Below are 17,803 nucleotides of genomic sequence, written 5' to 3'. Positions count from 1 at the left end.
CAATCCCCAACCCATAACTATTCGCAAATGAATAGTTGACGGCTCAGATCTCCAGCGCGGGGGCCGGGCCTTGATGTTCGAAATGCCAGATCGCCTGCCAGTTTTCGCCCTGCCGTTCCAGCACCAGCGCATTGCGTTCGGCAACATAGCGCAGGTTCTGGCCGGGTATGCGCCGGATGCGGATCGGATGGCCGGGCAAGGGGCTTTGCCCCAGCCGCGAGAGCGCCCCGAGCGCGCGCGCCCAGGCGCGGGGCGGCGGGCGGTGGGTGATGCCGGAGGCGACAAGCTGATGCAGGGGCTGGCCGTTGTGCGCGGCCATTTCGGCGCGGGTGGCAAGGTGAATTTCGCCCGACAGAAGGGTGACGTCCTGCCCGTCGGCCTCTTGCATCTGCATCATCAGACCCAGCATGCGCTGCCAGCTTTCGCGATGCGCGCGGCTTTGCCATTGATCGCGCAGATCGTCTTCGTACTTCTGCATCTTCGGCGTGAGCACCATCAACGCCTCCAGGATCGACAGGCGCGGGCCGAGGAGCGGCACGGAGGACATCACGAGCGTTCGGCCCCGGAACGCCGCCGCCGCCGCCGCCTCCATCGCCGTCCAGCCGCCGTCGTCCATGATCTGCCTGCGGGTGCGTTCCGACCGCAGATCGGGGGCGAGCAGGCGCAGGCCGGGCAACGCCACCTGCCAGCCAAGGTGATAGCCCTTTGGATCGGTGAAACGCGCGGGCAGATCGCCCGCAACCGTGCCGTGTTGGAAGGCCAGATTGGCCTCCTGCGCGACCTCGAAGAGGGTCTGGCCCACGGGCGAATAGGTGCGCGAGCGGGGCAGGGAGCCCCAGCCGTCGCAGATATCATGGTCGTCCCATTGCGCCAGCGACGGCACGCGGGCGACGAGCCAAGCGTAGTCGGGGTGCTGCAATTGTGCGATGTAGCGCTCGGCGAAGCGCGCGCGCAGATGCTCGCGCAGATCGTCGAGATCATGGGGCAGCGGATCGCGGGGGATCTTGTCGGGCCAGTCTTCGGAAAGCGGATGGCCGTGCGTGGCCTCGTCGGCGTAAACCTGATCGCCGCCATGGAGCAGGAGGCCGAAGGGCCGCGCGCGGTGCTGTGTGGCGAGGCAGGCCCACATGGCGTTGCGCTCGGCCCCATCGCGGTCCAGATCGCCGTGTTCCTCGCCGTTGCAGGACACGTAGGCGAGGCGCAGGTCGCCGGTGAGATCAGAGGCGACGGGATAGGTTTCGCCGTTCCATACGTAGGCGGCGGGGGCATCGGCGGGCACGGAAAAGCGCGCGCGAAAAAGTGCGACCTGCGGGTAGCAGAGCAGTTCGACAGGCGCGACGTGCACGTCGTCGACGGTCAGCGGGCCGGGCGTGTCGCCGGGCGGCGCGGCAAACAGGGCGGCCAGATGCAGCCGCCCGTCGGCGATGTGGTCAAGGATCAGGAGGGGGCCGAGGATCCGGTCCGGTGTCACGCCTCAGACGTCCTCGATCCGCAGGGCCACGGGATCGCCCGACACGACGCCGGTGGCGGGCAGGGCGGCCAAAGCGGCGTCAAGATCGGGGCGCGCGGCCTTGTGAGTGATGATGAGCACCGGCGCGTTGCTGGCGTCGTGATCATATTGGCGCATGCGATCGATGGAGATGCCGTTTTCGCCAAGCGCGGTGGCGACCTTGGCCAGCGCGCCGGGTTTGTCGACCAGGTCCAGCCGCAGGTAGAAACAGGCGGGGCTTTCGGCGTTTGCGGGCGTGGCCTCGACCAGCGTGTCGGCGGGTTGGCCGAACACCGGCAGGCGCAGGCCGCGCGCGATGTCGCAGATGTCGCCCATCACGGCCGAGGCGGTGGGGCCTTCGCCCGCGCCGGGGCCGCGCAACACGACCTGTTCCACGGCGTCGCCTTCGATCACCACCATGTTGGTGCCGCCGACCAGTTGACCGAGCGGCGAGGTGGCGGGCACGAGGCAGGGGGTCATGCGTTGTTCCAGCCCGCGGCCGGTCATCTGCGCGACGCCCAGGAGTTTGATCTTGTAGCCCAAATCGCCCGCGCGGCGGATGTCGTCGATGGAGACTTTGCCGATGCCTTCAAGGCGCATGTCGTTGAACGCGACGCGCGTGCCGAAGGCGATGGCGGCAAGGATGGAGAGTTTATGGCCCGCGTCGATGCCGCCCACATCGAGGTTCGGGTCGGCCTCCAGATAGCCCAGGCCGTCGGCCTCATCGAAGGCGGCCTGGTAGGACAGGCCCGCTTCGTCCATCCGGGTCAGGATGTAATTGCAGGTGCCGTTCATCACGCCCATGACGCGGCTGATGCGGTTGCCGGCCAGCCCTTCGGTCAGGGATTTGATCACCGGGATGCCGCCCGCGACGGCGGCCTCGTAGCGGAGCGCTGCGCCGTTGGTTTCGGCCCGTTCGGCGAGCGCTTGGCCGTGGTGGGCGAGCATGGCCTTGTTGGCGGTGACGACGTCCTTGCCTGCGGCCAGGGCGGCTTCGGTGGCGTCTTTGGCGGGGCCGTCATCGCCGCCCATCAGCTCCACGAAAAGGTCGACATCGGCGCGTTTGGCCAGCGCGACGGGATCGTCTTCCCAGGCGTAATCGGCAAGGTTCACGCCGCGATCCTTGTCCCTGGAGCGCGCGGAGACGGCGGAGATGGTGATGGCGCGCCCGGTGCGCGCGGACAGAAGGTGCGCCTGCCGCTGGACGATTTTTACAACGCCGACACCAACGGTGCCAAGCCCGGCGATGCCAAGACGGATGGGGTCAGTCATTGCGGGAACTCCGGGCGCGGGGTGGGTTGCGCCGCCCGTTTAGCGGCTCTGCCCGAAGGCTGCAACGCACGGTCGCTCAGAGGGGCATATTGCGCAGCCAATCGGCCCGGCGCTGCAGGTTGGCCAGGCGCGCCTCAAGGCTGGCGCCTTCGGTTGCGGCGGCGCGCGGCGCAGGGGCCTCGGCGCTGGCAAGAAGCGGTTCGAGGGGGACCAGGCGCGGGTAGTCCGCGGCCTGCGATTGCGCGGTCAGGCGGTCGTCCAGATCCGGAAAGCTGGGGGCGCAGGCCATCGGCAGCAGGCAAAGGAGCAGGGTGGCATATCGCATGCACCCAGCGTAGCGCGGCGGGCGGCGGCAAGTCCAGACGCCTTGAATTGAACACCCGTTCAGATAAGCTTGGCCCCATGGCACGCACCCAGGGCTCGCACGCCGGAACCACCGGCCCCAAGATCCGCGCGACCGCGCTGCGGCTGTTTGCGCGGCATGGCTTTGCGGCCGTCTCGATGCGCCAGATCGCGCGCGAGGTGGGGGTACAGGCGGGGGCGTTGTACCTTTACACGCCGGACAAGCAGACTTTGTTGTTCGACCTGATGCGCGATCATTTGCAGGATCTTCTGGCCGACTGGACCCCGCCCGTGGGTGGCGCGATGGCGCAGTTGGAGCATTTCGCGCGGCATCACATCGCCTATCACCTCGACCGACCGGAGCTGGTGTTCATCGCCTATATGGAGCTGCGCAACCTCAGCCCCGAGAATTTCGCGGTGATCGAGGCACTCCGGCGCGATTACGAGGACCGGCTGGAAGCGATCCTGCGCGCCGGTGTGGCCGAGGGGGTGTTCGATGTGTCGGACACGAAACTGGCGACCATGGCGGTGATTTCCATGCTGACGGGCGTCACGACATGGTTCCGCGATGGCGGGCGGCTGTCGCGGGCGGATGTGGAATCCACGTATTGGGACATGGTGCGCAAGGCGGTGCAGGGCGGCTGAACGCGCTACTGTGCGGGGACCACGCGTTGCGGGGCGGGCACCTTGGGGAAGGGCACCAGACGGCCCTGATCCTCATCCCAGAGTTTGAGCGTAAAAGAGCGGAAGGCCTCCATCCAGCCGATCGTCTGAACTTCGTAGCGCTGCCGCAAGGCGCGGTGGCAGGCGCGCAGCCGGTAGGAGGGGATGTTGGCGTTGAAATGGTGGATATCGTGGTAGGTGATGTTGGCCACGGCGAAATCAAACAGCCAGCCCAGATCCAGCGCCGAGGAGCCTTGCAAAGCCGCGCGGGCCGGGTTGAGGTCGGGCTTGCGATCCCACCACGTGTCTTCGAAATTATGCTGCAGATACACCAGAAACACGCCAATGCAGCCCGCCGTAAAGACAGTTCCCGCATAGATGATCAGGCCGACAGACCCGGCCCAGGCCCAGATCAGCGCAACCCACAACGCCAGCCCCGCATTGTGCGCCAGCACCTGCCACGGGGCAAGGCGGGCCGTGTTTTTGGGCCAGCGATAGACGATCACATAGGTGAACAGACCCCCCAGCGGGATCATCAGAAACGGGTTGCGATACAGGCGATATTGCAGCCGTTTCCAGAACCCGGCGTCGTGCCACTCGCGCTGCGTCATGGTGAATATCTCGGTGGTGTCGCGTTCGTCGAGATTGCCGAGATGACTGTGATGTTCGTTGTGATTGTGCTGCATCACGCTGAACGGGGTGAGCGTGAAGACGCTGCTGGCATGACCGGCGAGCGTGTTGAGCCGCTTGGTCGTGAAAAAGGAATTGTGGCCCAGATCGTGCTGAATCACGTAGAGACGCACGCCTGCGAAGGCGTTTATGACGATCAGCGGCACGACGAGCCACCAGACCGGCCAGGCCTGTACGGCGAGCCAGAGGGTCAGCAGATATCCGGCGAAGGTGCCGAAATAGCTGAGCGACGCGAGGCGGTTGTCGCGTTTGGTCCAGTCGCGTGTGAAGCGGCGAATCTCGCGTTCAGCATCTTTGCGGTAGGTCGGTGTTATCTCGGGAAGGGACGATGTTGCGTGCATTGGTCCGGTCCAGGTCGTGAAGCTGTGTTGTCTTTCAATAGATTAGCGGATGGGGGCCGGTGGCAGACGGGTGGATGACACCCCTTGGTTGCCCCCTCGACAGGTTTATTTAGTATTCTGTTTACCTTTCGCAAACTCTCACCCCACAGAATTTGCGGCAAGCCGGAGCCGACAATCGGCTTGAAACAAGCTGATTGTTGCGACCTTCCGCCGATGCGCGGCCCGTGTTAAGCGGGTTGAACGGCGTTCAGGGAGGGCACATGGCTGGCAAGGTTGAGGCGCGCAAAGCGGCGCTGCGCGGAAAGCTGGTCGATCTGGCCGAGGCGCGGATCGAGGCGGAGGGACTGGCCGCACTCCGGGCACGCGATCTCGCGAAAGAGGCGGGATGTGCGGTGGGCGCGATCTACACGCATTTCGACGATCTGCATGCGCTGACGCTTGAGGTGAACGGGCGGACATTCGTGCGCCTGGGCGCGGTCGTGAGCGCAGCCGTCGATGCAGCGGCGGGCCAGGCGCCAAACCAGCGCCTGATCGCGATGTCGCATGCCTATCTGGGGTTTGCGGCCGATCACCCGAAGCTGTGGCGCGCGTTGTTCGATGTAGAGATGCGCTCCGACGGACCGGTGCCGGAATGGTATGCGGCGGCGATGGCGCGGCTGTTTCGGTTTATCTCGGAACCGCTGGCGGAAATCTTTCCGCATTATGAACCGCGTGAGCTGGATTTGATGACGCGGACGCTGTTTTCGTCGGTGCATGGGATCGTGTTGCTGGGGCTTGAAAACCGGATCTCCGGAGTGCCGGGCGAGCAATTGCGCGCCATGATCCGGCTGCTTTTGGAGCAGGTTGGCCAAAAAAGTTGAACGCCGTTCAATTTTATTCTTGAACGCAGTTCATTTTCTCACTACATCGAATTCATGAACGTTGTTCAGATTTGGGAGTAGATGATGTTGAGAACCCTGACCACGCTGATTGATGGCGCGAATGCGCGGGCCGAAGACCGGCTGCGCGACCACTTCTGCATTGAATTGATCGACCAAAAGATCCGTGAGGCGGAGGCGAGCCTGAAGGCGGCGAAGTTTTCTCTGGCCTCGCTTATTCAGCGCGAACGCACGGAATCGCGCCAAGTGACGGCGCTGGAAAACCGGGTGGCGGACCTGACGGGGCGCGCGCGGGAGGCCTTGTCGGAGGGCCGTGAAGACCTTGCGACGGAAGCCGCAGGCGCCATCGCACAGACGGAAAACGAGCTGGAGGTGCGGCGGGACACGGTGCGGCGCCTTGAGGGTCGTATCTTGCAGCTGCGGCAATCGGTGGAGGCGGCAAACCGTCGGATTATTGATTTGAAACAGGGGGCTTTCGCCGCGCGCGCCGCCAAGAAAGAGGCCGATATCCAGACCCGATTGGGCCGTCATGTGGCGCAGGATTCGGCGTTTGAGGAGGCAGAGGCGTTGATCCAGCGGGTGCTGAACCGCGATGATCCGTTCGAGCAGGGCCAGATCCTGCGCGAGATCGACAGCGGTTTGGAGCGTGCGGACGTGGCCGAAAAGCTGGGCGAGGCGGGCTTTGGCGCGCCGACGAAATCCAATGCCGCCGATGTGCTGCGCCGACTGCGGGCGCAGACCGGCAGCAAGTAAATTCGATCCAAAAAGGAGTATTACCATGTTTGATCGCCACCATAACACATTGATCTTGAACCTGAATTTCATCGGCGTGGGCCTGGCCTATGCGCTGCTGGCGCTGTCGCTGTGGCTGTCTACGGACGTGCCGCTGGCGACCAAGGGCTATTGGGCGATGGGAATTTTCCTGCTGACGCTGAGCCTGATCAACGTTGTGAAATACCGCTTCGATATGCGGCTCGATGAGGACAGGCTGAAGCGGATCGAGGACGCGCGGAACGAGAAGATGCTGGAGGAGGCGATCAAGGACGCGGCCTGATCCCCGAAGGCGGTCCCCCGCCGGTTTGGACAATATTTGAAACAAAAAAAGCGCCCCGCGGGGCGCTTTTTCGACTGGCGTTAAGGGTTGGTTGTCAAAGGTCGGGGTAGATCGGGAACTTGTCGCACAGCGCCTTAACCTCGGTGCGGACCTTGGCCTCCACCTCGGCGTTGCCGTCTTCCCCGTTGGCGGCGAGACCGTCGACGACTTCGACGATCCAATCGGCAATTTGACGGAACTCGGCCTCGGTGAAGCCGCGGGTCGTTCCAGCGGGCGAGCCGAGACGGATGCCGGAGGTGATCATCGGCTTTTCAGAGTCGAACGGGATACCGTTCTTGTTGCAGGTGATATGCGCGCGCCCGAGGGCCTTTTCGGTGGCGTTGCCCTTCACGCCCTTGGGCCGCAGATCGACCAGCATCAGGTGCGTGTCGGTGCCGCCGGTGACGATGTCGAGGCCGCCTTTCATCAACTGATCGGCGAGCGCCTTGGCGTTGGCGATGACCTGGCCCTGATATTCCTTGAAGCCGGGGCGAAGCGCCTCGCCGAACGCCACGGCTTTGCCCGCGATCACATGCATGAGCGGCCCGCCCTGAATGCCGGGGAAAATGGCCGAATTGCACTTCTTGGCGATGGCCTCGTCATCGGTGAGGATCATGCCACCGCGCGGACCGCGCAGGGTTTTGTGCGTCGTCGTGGTGGCGACATGGGCGTGCGGGAAGGGCGAGGGGTAATGGCCCGACGCCACCAGACCGGCGAAATGTGCCATGTCGACAAGCAGGTAGGCGCCGACGCTATCGGCAATCTCGCGCATGCGGGCGAAGTCGATGACGCGCGGAATGGCGGAGCCACCGGCGATGATCATCTTGGGTTTGTGCGTGGCGGCCATTTCGGCGACCTGATCGTAGTCGAGTTCGAGATCCTGCTTGCGCACGCCATACTGGACCGCGTTGAACCACTTTCCCGACTGGTTCGGCTTGGCGCCGTGGGTCAGGTGGCCGCCCGCGTCCAGCGACATGCCGAGGATGGTGTCGCCGGGCTGCAGGAGCGCCTGAAACACGCCCTGATTGGCCTGGCTGCCGGAGTTGGGCTGCACGTTGGCAAAGCCCACATTGAACAGCTGCTTGGCCCGGTCGATGGCAAGTTCTTCCGCGATGTCAACATATTGGCAGCCGCCGTAATAGCGCCGACCGGGGTAGCCCTCGGCGTATTTATTGGTCATCACGCCGCCTTGGGCCTCCATCACGGCGGCCGAGACGATGTTTTCTGACGCGATCAGCTCGATCTCGTCGCGCTGCCGGCCAAGCTCCTGCGTGGTGGCGGCGAAAATCTCGGGATCACGGCTTTCAAGGCTTTCGGTGAAGAAACCGTCGTCTTTGTGCGGGGCGTTCATGGGCGTCTCCTCCTGCCATGATGGGGTCTTGCCGGGCGACTTAGGGCAAATGCGCCGGTCGGGGAAGGGTGTAAAACGGCGCGGCGGCCTTGTTTTGCGGCATTTCGCGGCATGCAACGGGATACAGTGTGGCTGGCGGAGGCCGATGGGATATTGTGTTTCCGATAGGCGCGCGCGATGGTTCGCGGGCAAGGACGCAAGGGGAGAGAGGCCATGCCCGCCGCGCGCAACATCGCCTTTCTGGCCTCGGACACGGCGCTGGCCCAGGAGGCCAAGGCGACGCTCGAGGCCCGCTACGGCGCGCATCCGCCTGAGGAGGCCGACGTGATCGTGGCCCTCGGGGGCGATGGTTTCATGCTTTCGACGCTGCACGCGACGCAGGACTTGCCCGCGCCGGTGTACGGGATGAACCGGGGCACGGTCGGGTTCCTGATGAACGAATATGGCGAAGACGGCCTGATCGCGCGTCTGGAGGATGCCGAAGAGGCGGTGATCAACCCGTTGAAAATGAATGCGGAATGTGTGGACGGAACGACGGCCGATGCGCTTGCGATCAACGAGGTGAGCTTGCTGCGCGCGGGTCCGCAGGCGGCCAAACTGCGCATCTTTGTGGACGGCAAGCTCCGCATGGATGAATTGGTCTGCGACGGCGCGCTGGTCAGCACGCCCGCGGGATCGACGGCGTATAATTACTCGGCCCACGGCCCGATCCTGCCGATCGGCGCGGATGTCCTGGCGATGACGGCGGTGGCGGCCTTCCGCCCCCGGCGCTGGCGCGGGGCGTTGTTGCCGAAGGGTGCACTGGTGCGGATCGAGGTGGTAGAAGCCGCCAAGCGCCCGGTGATGGCCGATGCCGATAGCCGGTCGGTGAAAGAGGTGGCCGCCGTGGAAATCCGCTCGGAGCCCGAAATCGAACATCGCATCCTGTTTGATCCCGGTCACGGGTTGGAAGAGCGGCTGCTGCGCGAACAATTCCAATAGGCCCGCCCGGCGCGCAGGTGTCGCAGGGTCAACATGGCGTGGCGATGTTAAGGGATCGTTTAACGTTAAACCATTGGTAGGACACGGTGGATGAGCGACGATAAACCCGACGGCCTGCGCGAAGCGGCGCTTCATTATCACGAATATCCCCGCCCCGGAAAACTTGAGATCAGGGCCACGAAACCGCTGGCCAACGGCCGCGATCTGGCGCGGGCCTATAGCCCCGGCGTGGCGGAGGCGAGCCTTGAAATAAAGGACGATCCCGGAAATGCGGCGCGATATACGGCGCGCGGGAACCTGGTGGCGGTGGTCTCCAACGGCTCGGCGGTTCTGGGCCTTGGCAACATCGGGGCGCTGGCGTCGAAGCCGGTGATGGAGGGCAAGGCGGTTCTGTTTAAGAAGTTCGCCGAGATTGATTGCTTTGACATCGAGGTGAACGAGCCGGACCCCGAAAAGCTTGCGGACATCGTCTGCGCGCTGGAGCCGACGTTCGGTGCGATCAACCTGGAAGACATCAAGGCGCCGGATTGTTTCATCGTTGAACAAATCTGTCGGGAGCGGATGGGCATCCCGGTTTTCCACGACGATCAGCACGGCACGGCCATCGTTGTTGGGGCGGCGGCGACCAATGCACTGCATGTGGCGGGCAAGGCATTCGAGGACATCAAGGTGGTCTCGACAGGGGGGGGTGCTGCGGGGATTGCGTGTCTGAACATGCTGCTGAAGCTGGGTGTGCGGCGCGAGAATGTCTGGCTGTGCGACATCGACGGGCTGGTCCATGAGGGGCGGGGCAATTCGACGCCGCAGAAAGATGCCTATGCGCAAGGCGACCGGGCGATGGGTCTGGGCGATGTGATCGCGGGGGCGGATCTGTTCCTGGGCCTGAGCGGGCCGGGGGTTTTGACGCCTGAGATGGTGGGCAAGATGGCGGAGCGTCCGATCATCTTTGCGCTGGCCAACCCGACGCCCGAGATCCTGCCGGAGGCGGTCCGTGCGGTGGCGCCGGATGCGATTATTGCCACGGGGCGGAGCGATTTTCCCAATCAAGTCAATAACGTGCTATGTTTTCCGTTCATCTTTCGCGGCGCGCTCGACGTGGGCGCGACCGAGATCAACGACGCGATGCAGCTGGCGTGTATCGACGGGATTGCAGCGTTGGCGCGGGCCACGACAAGCGCGGAGGCGGCGGCGGCCTACAAGGGCGAGCAACTCACCTTCGGGGTGGACTACCTGATCCCGAAACCGTTCGATCCACGCCTTATGGCGGTGGTGGCCGGGGCGGTGGCGGAGGCGGCGATGGCGTCGGGCGTGGCGACGCGGCCAATCGCGGATCTGGGTGCGTATCGGGCCAAACTGAACGAGTCGGTGTTCAAGTCGGCGCTGGTCATGCGGCCCGTCTTCGAGGCCGCGGCAACGGCAGAGCGCAAGATCGTGTTCGCGGAGGGCGAGGACGAGCGCGTGCTGCGCGCCGCACAGGCGATGGTGCAGGAAACCACGGATGTGCCGATCCTGATCGGGCGACCGGAGGTGATCGCGGCACGAATCGAGCGCGCGGGGCTGGTGATCGAGCCGGGGCGCGACGTCGAATTGGTGAACCCCGAAAACGACCCGCGTTACCGCGATTACTGGGAGACGTATCACCGTCTGATGGCGCGCAAGGGGGTCTCGCCGGACCTCGCGCGGGCGATCATGCGCACCAACACCACGGCGATTGGCGCGGTCATGGTACAGCGCGGCGAGGCCGATAGCCTGATCTGCGGGACGTTCGGGCAATACCTTTGGCACCTGAACTACATCTGCCAAGTCCTTGGGGCGGATGATTTTCATCCGGTGGCGGCGCTCAGCCTTTTGATCCTGGAAGACGGGCCGTTGTTCATTGCCGACAGTCAGATCCACCCGACGCCGACGCCGCAGCAGATCGCGGAGACGGTGATCGGCTGCGCGCGCCATATTCGCCGCTTCGGGGTGGAGCCGAAAATCGCGCTGTGTTCGGGAAGCCAGTTCGGCAATCTCGACAGTGACAGCGGGCAGCGTATGCGCGCGGCACTTGCGTTGCTGGATAGCGAGACACGCGATTTCGTCTATGAGGGCGAGATGCATGTCGACAGTGCGCTGGACCCGGAATTGCGCGCGCGGGTGTTCCCGAACTGCCGCCTGGAGGGAGCGGCGAATGCGTTGGTCTTTGCGTCTACGGATGCGGCCGGGGCGACGCGTAACATCCTGAAGATGAAGGCAAACGGGTTGGAGGTTGGCCCGATCCTGATGGGGATGGGCAACCGCGCGCATATCGTGACGCCGTCGATCACGGCACGGGGGTTGCTCAATATCTCGGCGCTCGCGGGGACGCCGGTCAGCCACTATGGCTGAGCGGTCGCAGTTCGGGCCAAACCGGTTTGGTCGAGACGTTTTGCGCTGACACCGGGCCCGGGCCGATCGCATAGTTGTAGCCATGATGGACCATATCCCCCCGCGCGACCCGGTGCGTGACGCGGCCAGCCTTTCGGACACCGCAGACGACCCGCGCAGCCTGCGGCACATGACCCACGATATCCGCGCCGCGATGTCGGACGTGATCGGCGGGCTGCGCCTTGTCGATCCGTCGCGGCTGGACCCACAGACGCAGACTCAGATCGACCGGGTGCGGGCCGCCGCCGATACGCTGGCGGCCCTTGTGGATCACGTTCTGCTGGAGGCGGCGGGCGAGCGCCCGGCGAGCGACGATGCGGGGCCGGTGGGGCTTGAGGAATGGTTGCGGGGCCTGGCGCATCGGTGGCGCGGACCGGCGGCAGAGCAGGACCGGCGGTTCCGGATCATCCGCGAGGGGCACTTGCCTGCGCGGCTGAAACTTGCCGCCGTGCCATTGAACCGTGTGGTCGGCAATCTTGTTGCCAATGCCTTGCACCACGTGCCCGACGGCGATGTCGAGGTCCGGGTCAGCGCGCTGCACGACGGGGCGGTCGCGGTGGAGGTCTGCGACGCGGGACCGGGCTTTCCCGAAGAGGTTCTGCGGGGCGGAGCCGCGCGTCAGCCGGCTGCGACGGCGGGGTCGGGCCTTGGGTTGAAGATCGCGCGGAACCTGTCACGCGATCTCGGGCTGGATCTGACGCTGCGCAACGAGGCGGGCGGGGCCTGCGCACGGCTGCGGATCGCGCGCGCCCTGACCGATGACACGGAGATCCCCTATGGGCCGACGCAAGCCGTCAGCCTGTCGGGCCTGCGCCTGTTGGTGGCTGAAGACAACCTGACCAACCAGACGATCCTGCGGCATATGCTGGAGCCGATGGGGGCCGAGGCAGATTTCGTGGAAGACGGGCGTGCGGCGCTGCGGGCGTTGTCGGAGGCACCCTATGATATCGCGCTTCTGGATATCGAGATGCCGGAAATGTCGGGCCTTGAGGTGATGGAGGCGGTGCGCGCGATGCCGGGCGCGGTGGCTGCGATGCCGTTGGTGGCGATCACCGCCTATGTGCTACGCGACAATCGCGAGGCAATTTATGCAGCGGGGGCCGATGGGATCATCGGCAAGCCGGTGCCCTCCGCCGAGGATCTGGGCCGCGCGATCCTGCGCCATGTGGGCGAGGCCACGCAGCCGCCCGGCGACGCGGACGCGCCGGTGGAAGTGGGGGGCGCGTTCTTGGACCGTGGGCGGTTCGACCGCCTGATGGAGGTCGCGGGGCCCGACGGGCGGGCGGAATTGCTGCAGCGTCTGGGTGAGGACCTGGCCGTGACGCTGGAGGCGATGGATGGGGCCCACGCGGCGGCCGACACCGACGAGATGCGCGCGCAGACCCATATCCTGATCGCGATTTCGGGGGCGGTGGGCGCGGACCGGCTGTGCCACAATGCCGAGACGCTGAACATCGCGGCCAAGCGCCATTCGACGGAGCGCTTCGATGTGCTGTTCCCGCCGATCCGGGCCGATCTCGTGGCGCTGATCGAGGAGGTCGCGCGGCTTCGGGACACCTATGGCGCCCCGAACGATGGCGGCAACGATGGCGGCAACGATGGCGGTGCCGGGCGCGAGGATGCTGCGGGGGGATGACCCCGCGGCGTGACGCCTTGCGCTTGGCCCGCGCGGGCCGCAAGGTGGGCGCGATCACGATCAACAGACCCACAGGTGTTCCCTTGGCTGAGCCTCTCCTTCCGCATGCGGCGCGGGTGCGCGAAAACGCCCATGCGCCTTATTCCAACTTCAAGGTCGGAGCGGCCCTGCGCTCGGTCGAAGGCCGGGTGCATCTGGGCTGCAACGTGGAGAATGTGGCCTATCCCGAGGGCACCTGCGCCGAAGCGGGCGCGATTGCGGCGATGATTGCGGCCGGCGACACACGGATCGCGGAGATCGCAGTGATTGCCGACAGCCCCACGCCGGTGCCGCCCTGCGGCGGGTGCCGCCAGAAACTGGCGGAATTTGCACAGGGCGATGTGACGGTGACGATGGGCACGACCGGCGGAGCCAGTGAAACGGTGACGGTTGCGGATTTGTTGCCGGGCCAGTTCACCGCCGGGCACGTGTCCGGGACGCCATGAGCGACGCGCGTTCGATCCTTTTGAAACTGCGGGGCAGCGAGACGCTGACGGAGGCGGAGGTGTATTGGTTTGCCGAGGGGTTGGCGACCGGAGAGGTAAGCGACGCGCAGGCGGGGGCCTTTGCGATGGCGGTGTGCCAGCAGGGCCTTGGCGAGGCGGGTCGCGTACAATTGACGACCGCGATGCGGGAGACCGGGCGCAAGTTGAAATGGCGCCTCGACGGCCCGGTTCTGGACAAGCATTCGACGGGCGGTGTGGGTGATTGTGTATCGCTGGTGCTGGCGCCTGCGCTGGCGGCCTGCGGCGCGTTTGTGCCGATGATTTCGGGGCGCGGGCTTGGCCATACCGGTGGGACGCTGGACAAGTTGGAATCGATACCGGGCTACAACGTGGACGTGGACCCGGACGATTTGCAGGAGATCGTGGCCGATGTTGGCTGCGCGATCGTGGGGGCGAGTGCGGATATCGCGCCCGCCGACAAGAGGCTTTATGCGGTGCGCGATGTGACGGGCACGGTGGCGTCGCTTGATTTGATCACGGCCTCGATCTTGTCCAAGAAGCTGGCCGCGGGGTTGGAGGCGCTGGTTCTGGACGTGAAGGTCGGGACGGGGGCGTTCATGGGCGCGGCGGAGGATGCGCTGGGACTGGCGCAGGCGCTGGTGAAAACGGCGCAGGGCGCGGGGTGCATGACCTCGGCGCTGGTGACGGACATGAACCAGCCGCTGGCCAACAGCGCGGGCAATGCGTTGGAGGTCATCAAGGTGATGGAGGTGCTGACGGGGGCGGATGCCGAGAGTGATTTGTTCTGGCTGTCGAAGGCGTTGGGCGGTGAAGTTCTGGCCCTTGGCGGGCTGGCCGAGGATGCGGCGGATGGCGAGATGCGGATCGCGCGGGCCATTGAAAGCGGGGCTGCGGCCGGGGTTTTCGCCGAGATGGTCGCGGAATTGGGCGGACCGATGGATTTTGTGGACCGCTGGCCCGACCGGCTTCCGGCGGCGCGGGTGATGATGGACATTCATGCGGGAGAGGCGGGTGTGGTGTCGGAGATCGACACGCGCGCTTTGGGCGAGGTTGTGGTCGCGCTGGGCGGCGGGCGGCAGGCGGAGGGCGACCGGATCGACCCGGCCGTGGGGCTGAGCGATATCGCGCGGATCGGCATGGCGGTCGACGCGGCGGTGCCGCTGGCGCGGATCCATTGCGCCACGGAAGAGGCGGGGCGCGCGGTGGCGGCCAAGCTGCGCAAGGCGTTCCGGCTTTCGGATCGCGCGGTGAAGCCGCCGCCACTGATCCATGAAAGGGTTGGGTGATGGGGCGGGCGTTCCTGGTGGTGATGGATTCGGTGGGCATCGGCGGCGCGCCGGATGCGGGCGATTTCTTCAACGACGGCGTGCCGGACACGGGCGCGAACACGTTGGGCCATATCGCGCAGGCCTGCGTGCAGGGCCGGGCGGAAGAGGGGCGCAGCGGGCCGCTCAGGATGCCGGTGCTGGATGCACTGGGGCTTGGCGCGGCGCTGCGGCTGGCGTCGGGGGCGCAGGGCGAAGGCCTTGATGCTGTGCCCACGGGGCTGTGGGGCGCGGCGCAGGAGATCTCGCCCGGCAAGGACACGCCGACGGGACATTGGGAATTGGCGGGCCTGCCGGTGCCGTGGGATTGGACCTATTTCCCGGACAAGACGCAGTCTTTTCCGCCCGAGGTGGTGGCGGAGGTGTGCCGGATCGCGGGCACCGAGGGGATCCACGGCAACCAGCATTCCAACGGGGTGAAGGTGATCGAGGATTTCGGCGCGCAGCATCAGAGCGATGGCTGGCCGATTTGCTATACCTCCGCCGACAGCGTGTTCCAGATCGCCGCCCATGAGGAGCGTTTTGGATTGGAGCGGTTGCTGGCCCTGTGCGAAGGGCTGGCGCCGATGTTGCACGCGATGCGGGTGGGCCGGGTGATCGCGCGGCCCTTTGTGGGCACGCCGGGGGACTACACGCGGACGTCGAACCGGCGCGATTACGCGATTGAACCGCCGGGCGACACACTTCTGGATTGGGCGATGGCGGAGGGGCGGCAGACCCGCGCGATTGGCAAGATCCGCGATATTTTCGCAGGCCGCGGCGTGGGACAGGTGGCTAAAGGGCCGGATGCGGAGTTGATGGTACATCTGGCCGAGGCGGTGGCAGAGGCGGATGATGGTAGCCTGACCTTCGCGAATTTCGTGGAATTCGACAGCCTTTACGGCCACCGGCGCGATATTTCGGGCTATGCGCGGCATTTGGAATGGTTCGACGCGCATCTTGCGCCGGTCTTGGCGGGGCTGCGGCCCGACGATTTGATGATCTTCACGGCGGACCACGGCAATGACCCGAGCTGGACCGGGACCGATCACACCCGCGAGCGCGTGCCGGTGGTTGCGGCGGGGCCGTATTCGGGGCAGATCGGCGTGCGAGGATTTGTGGATGTGGGTGCCTCGGTGGCGGCACATCTGGGGTTGCGCGCGCGCGGCGCGGGGGAGAATTTCCTGTGAAGGATTTGCCGAAGATCGAGCTGCATTTGCACCATGAGGGCGCGGCCCCGCCGGCGTTCATCCGGGGGCTGGCGGCGGAGAAGAACGTCGATCTGAGCGCGATTTTCCGCGAGGACGGCAGCTATGCTTATCGCGATTTCAACCATTTCCTGTCGGTCTATGAGGCCGCAACGAGCGTGTTGACGGGGCCCGAGGAGTTTGCGCGGCTGACCCGTGCGGTTCTGGAGGAAAGTGCGGCGCAGGGTGTGATTTACACCGAAACGTTCCTGAGCCCGGATTTCTGCGGCGGGGGCGATGTGGCGGCGTGGCGCGAGTATCTGGCGGCGATCGCCGAGGTGGGGGCCGAGGCCGAACGTGACATGGGCATCACCTTGCGCGGGATCGTGACCTGCATCCGGCATTTCGGGCCGGACAAGGCGCGCCCGGCGGCGATCTGCGCGGCAGAGACGGCGGGCGATTTCATCGTGGGATTCGGCATGGCGGGCGACGAGATGGTCGGCCATCAACGCGACTACCTGTGGTCGTTCGACTGCGCGCGGGAGGCGGGATTGGCGCTGACCACCCATGCGGGGGAATGGGGCGGCGCGGCCTCGGTCCGGGAAGCGGTGGCGGACATCGCACCGGCGCGGATCGGGCACGGGGTGCAGGCGATTGACGACCCCGCGCTGTGCGATGCGCTGGCCGAGCGGGGGATCGTGTTGGAGGTCTGCCCGGGATCGAATGTGTTTCTGGGCGTCTACCCGACGCTGCAGGCGCATCCAATCCAGCGCCTGCGCGAGCGCGGCGTGAAGGTCTCGGTTTCGACCGATGATCCGCCGTTCTTCCACACGAATATGACCCGTGAATACGAGGGGTTGGAGCGCGCATTCGGATGGGGCGAAGAGGATTTCGCGGAGGTGACGGAGACCGCGCTTGCGGCTGCCTTTTGCGATGCGACAACAAAAGACAGACTTCGGGAGCGTTTGACATGAGTGAGCATTTGACCGTGGTGGATCACCCCTTGGTGCAACACAAGCTGACCCTGATGCGGGATAAGGAATGTTCGACCAAGTCGTTCCGGCAATTGTTGCGGGAAATCAGCCACTTGTTGGCCTATGAGGTGACGCGCAATCTGCCCATGACAACCATGACGGTCGATACCCCGTTGCAGCCGATGGAGGCGCCGACGATTGCGGGCAAGAAGCTGGCGCTGGTGTCGATCCTGCGGGCGGGCAACGGGTTGCTCGACGGTATTCTAGAGCTGATACCGAATGCGCGGGTGGGGTTTGTGGGGCTTTACCGCGACCCCGAGACGCTGCAACCGGTGCAGTATTATTACAAGGTGCCCGAAGCGATTGGCGAGCGGTTGACGATTGTGGTCGATCCGATGTTGGCCACGGGCAATTCCTCGGCGGCGGCGATTGATCTGTTGAAGGAGGGGGGCGCGAAGAACATCCGGTTCCTGTGCCTTCTGGCAGCGCCCGAGGGGGTGGAGCGGATGCGGCAGGCGCACCCGGATGTGCCGATCGTGACCGCGGCGCTCGACACCCATCTCAACGACCACGGCTATATCGTGCCGGGGCTTGGCGATGCGGGCGACCGGATGTTCGGGACCAAATAAACGTTGCGTTGCCTTTACTTGGCCCTGCGACTCGCCCAAACTGAGCGGATAACGATTTCCG

General features: G+C 65.3%; 17 protein-coding genes. 12 read left to right on the top strand and 5 right to left on the bottom strand.

The window, feature by feature from the left end:
* Positions 1-43: 43 nt before the first annotated feature.
* The 3 genes from V8J83_RS07285 to V8J83_RS07275 form a co-directional block, all read right to left on the bottom strand.
* Positions 44-1,471 carry an alkaline phosphatase D family protein gene (locus tag V8J83_RS07285; protein ID WP_339984955.1) on the bottom strand — a complete coding sequence of 476 codons (1,428 nt, stop codon included), beginning with the start codon at positions 1,469-1,471 and terminating at the stop codon, positions 44-46.
* A gap of 3 nt (positions 1,472-1,474) precedes the next feature.
* On the bottom strand, positions 1,475-2,761 hold the full coding sequence (locus V8J83_RS07280) for a homoserine dehydrogenase (RefSeq protein ID WP_339984953.1): 1,287 nt from the start codon (positions 2,759-2,761) through the stop codon (positions 1,475-1,477).
* 76 nt (positions 2,762-2,837) lie between these two features.
* Entirely contained in the window at positions 2,838-3,086 is a 249-nt protein-coding gene (locus tag V8J83_RS07275) for a hypothetical protein (protein WP_339984951.1), read from the bottom strand.
* 77 nt (positions 3,087-3,163) lie between these two features.
* Here V8J83_RS07275 and V8J83_RS07270 point away from each other — a divergent pair, with 77 nt between their 5' ends.
* Positions 3,164-3,748: a TetR/AcrR family transcriptional regulator gene (locus V8J83_RS07270; RefSeq protein WP_339984949.1), complete on the top strand. Its 585-nt coding sequence runs from the start codon at positions 3,164-3,166 to the stop codon at positions 3,746-3,748.
* Between the two features lie 5 nt (positions 3,749-3,753).
* Here V8J83_RS07270 and V8J83_RS07265 read toward each other — a convergent pair whose 3' ends face one another.
* A complete protein-coding gene (locus tag V8J83_RS07265) occupies positions 3,754-4,797 on the bottom strand; it encodes a fatty acid desaturase (protein ID WP_339984947.1) in 1,044 nt (347 codons plus the stop codon).
* A 260-nt stretch (positions 4,798-5,057) separates the two neighbouring features.
* Here V8J83_RS07265 and V8J83_RS07260 point away from each other — a divergent pair, with 260 nt between their 5' ends.
* The 3 genes from V8J83_RS07260 to V8J83_RS07250 all read left to right on the top strand — a co-directional run bounded on the left by V8J83_RS07260 (position 5,058) and on the right by V8J83_RS07250 (position 6,729).
* On the top strand, positions 5,058-5,657 hold the full coding sequence (locus V8J83_RS07260; protein WP_339984945.1) for a TetR/AcrR family transcriptional regulator: 600 nt from the start codon (positions 5,058-5,060) through the stop codon (positions 5,655-5,657).
* Between the two features lie 81 nt (positions 5,658-5,738).
* Positions 5,739-6,428, top strand: coding sequence for a PspA/IM30 family protein (locus tag V8J83_RS07255; RefSeq protein ID WP_439649757.1), 690 nt, complete (start codon positions 5,739-5,741; stop codon positions 6,426-6,428).
* A gap of 25 nt (positions 6,429-6,453) precedes the next feature.
* Positions 6,454-6,729, top strand: a complete 276-nt coding sequence (locus tag V8J83_RS07250) for a hypothetical protein (protein WP_339984943.1) — start codon at positions 6,454-6,456, stop codon at positions 6,727-6,729.
* 94 nt (positions 6,730-6,823) lie between these two features.
* Here V8J83_RS07250 and glyA read toward each other — a convergent pair whose 3' ends face one another.
* Positions 6,824-8,119: a serine hydroxymethyltransferase gene (glyA, locus tag V8J83_RS07245; protein WP_339984941.1), complete on the bottom strand. Its 1,296-nt coding sequence runs from the start codon at positions 8,117-8,119 to the stop codon at positions 6,824-6,826.
* A gap of 213 nt (positions 8,120-8,332) precedes the next feature.
* Here glyA and V8J83_RS07240 point away from each other — a divergent pair, with 213 nt between their 5' ends.
* The 8 genes from V8J83_RS07240 to upp all read left to right on the top strand — a co-directional run bounded on the left by V8J83_RS07240 (position 8,333) and on the right by upp (position 17,742).
* Entirely contained in the window at positions 8,333-9,100 is a 768-nt protein-coding gene (locus tag V8J83_RS07240; RefSeq protein WP_339984939.1) for an NAD kinase, read from the top strand.
* A gap of 90 nt (positions 9,101-9,190) precedes the next feature.
* On the top strand, positions 9,191-11,467 hold the full coding sequence (locus V8J83_RS07235) for an NADP-dependent malic enzyme (RefSeq protein ID WP_339984937.1): 2,277 nt from the start codon (positions 9,191-9,193) through the stop codon (positions 11,465-11,467).
* Positions 11,468-11,549: 82 nt separating this feature from the next.
* Positions 11,550-13,142 carry a response regulator gene (locus V8J83_RS07230; protein ID WP_339984935.1) on the top strand — a complete coding sequence of 531 codons (1,593 nt, stop codon included), beginning with the start codon at positions 11,550-11,552 and terminating at the stop codon, positions 13,140-13,142.
* An 83-nt stretch (positions 13,143-13,225) separates the two neighbouring features.
* Positions 13,226-13,627, top strand: a complete 402-nt coding sequence (locus tag V8J83_RS07225) for a cytidine deaminase (RefSeq protein WP_339984933.1) — start codon at positions 13,226-13,228, stop codon at positions 13,625-13,627.
* A complete protein-coding gene (locus tag V8J83_RS07220; RefSeq protein ID WP_339984931.1) occupies positions 13,624-14,934 on the top strand; it encodes a thymidine phosphorylase in 1,311 nt (436 codons plus the stop codon). Before V8J83_RS07225 ends, V8J83_RS07220 begins: the two co-directional genes overlap by 4 nt.
* Positions 14,934-16,142, top strand: a complete 1,209-nt coding sequence (locus tag V8J83_RS07215) for a phosphopentomutase (protein ID WP_339984929.1) — start codon at positions 14,934-14,936, stop codon at positions 16,140-16,142. The genes V8J83_RS07220 and V8J83_RS07215 overlap by 1 nt, the downstream gene beginning before the upstream one ends.
* A complete protein-coding gene (locus V8J83_RS07210; protein ID WP_339984927.1) occupies positions 16,139-17,113 on the top strand; it encodes an adenosine deaminase in 975 nt (324 codons plus the stop codon). Before V8J83_RS07215 ends, V8J83_RS07210 begins: the two co-directional genes overlap by 4 nt.
* Complete coding sequence (gene upp, locus V8J83_RS07205) at positions 17,110-17,742, top strand: uracil phosphoribosyltransferase (RefSeq protein ID WP_339984925.1); 633 nt, start codon at positions 17,110-17,112, stop codon at positions 17,740-17,742. The genes V8J83_RS07210 and upp overlap by 4 nt, the downstream gene beginning before the upstream one ends.
* Positions 17,743-17,803 lie beyond the last annotated feature (61 nt).

Origin of the sequence: Gymnodinialimonas ulvae (assembly GCF_037543845.1) — a bacterium.
In the GTDB taxonomy this organism is placed as follows: Bacteria; Pseudomonadota; Alphaproteobacteria; order Rhodobacterales; family Rhodobacteraceae; genus Gymnodinialimonas; species Gymnodinialimonas ulvae.
Note: the sequence above shows the minus strand (reverse complement) of the source record. Positions and strands in the feature narration are given on the sequence as shown.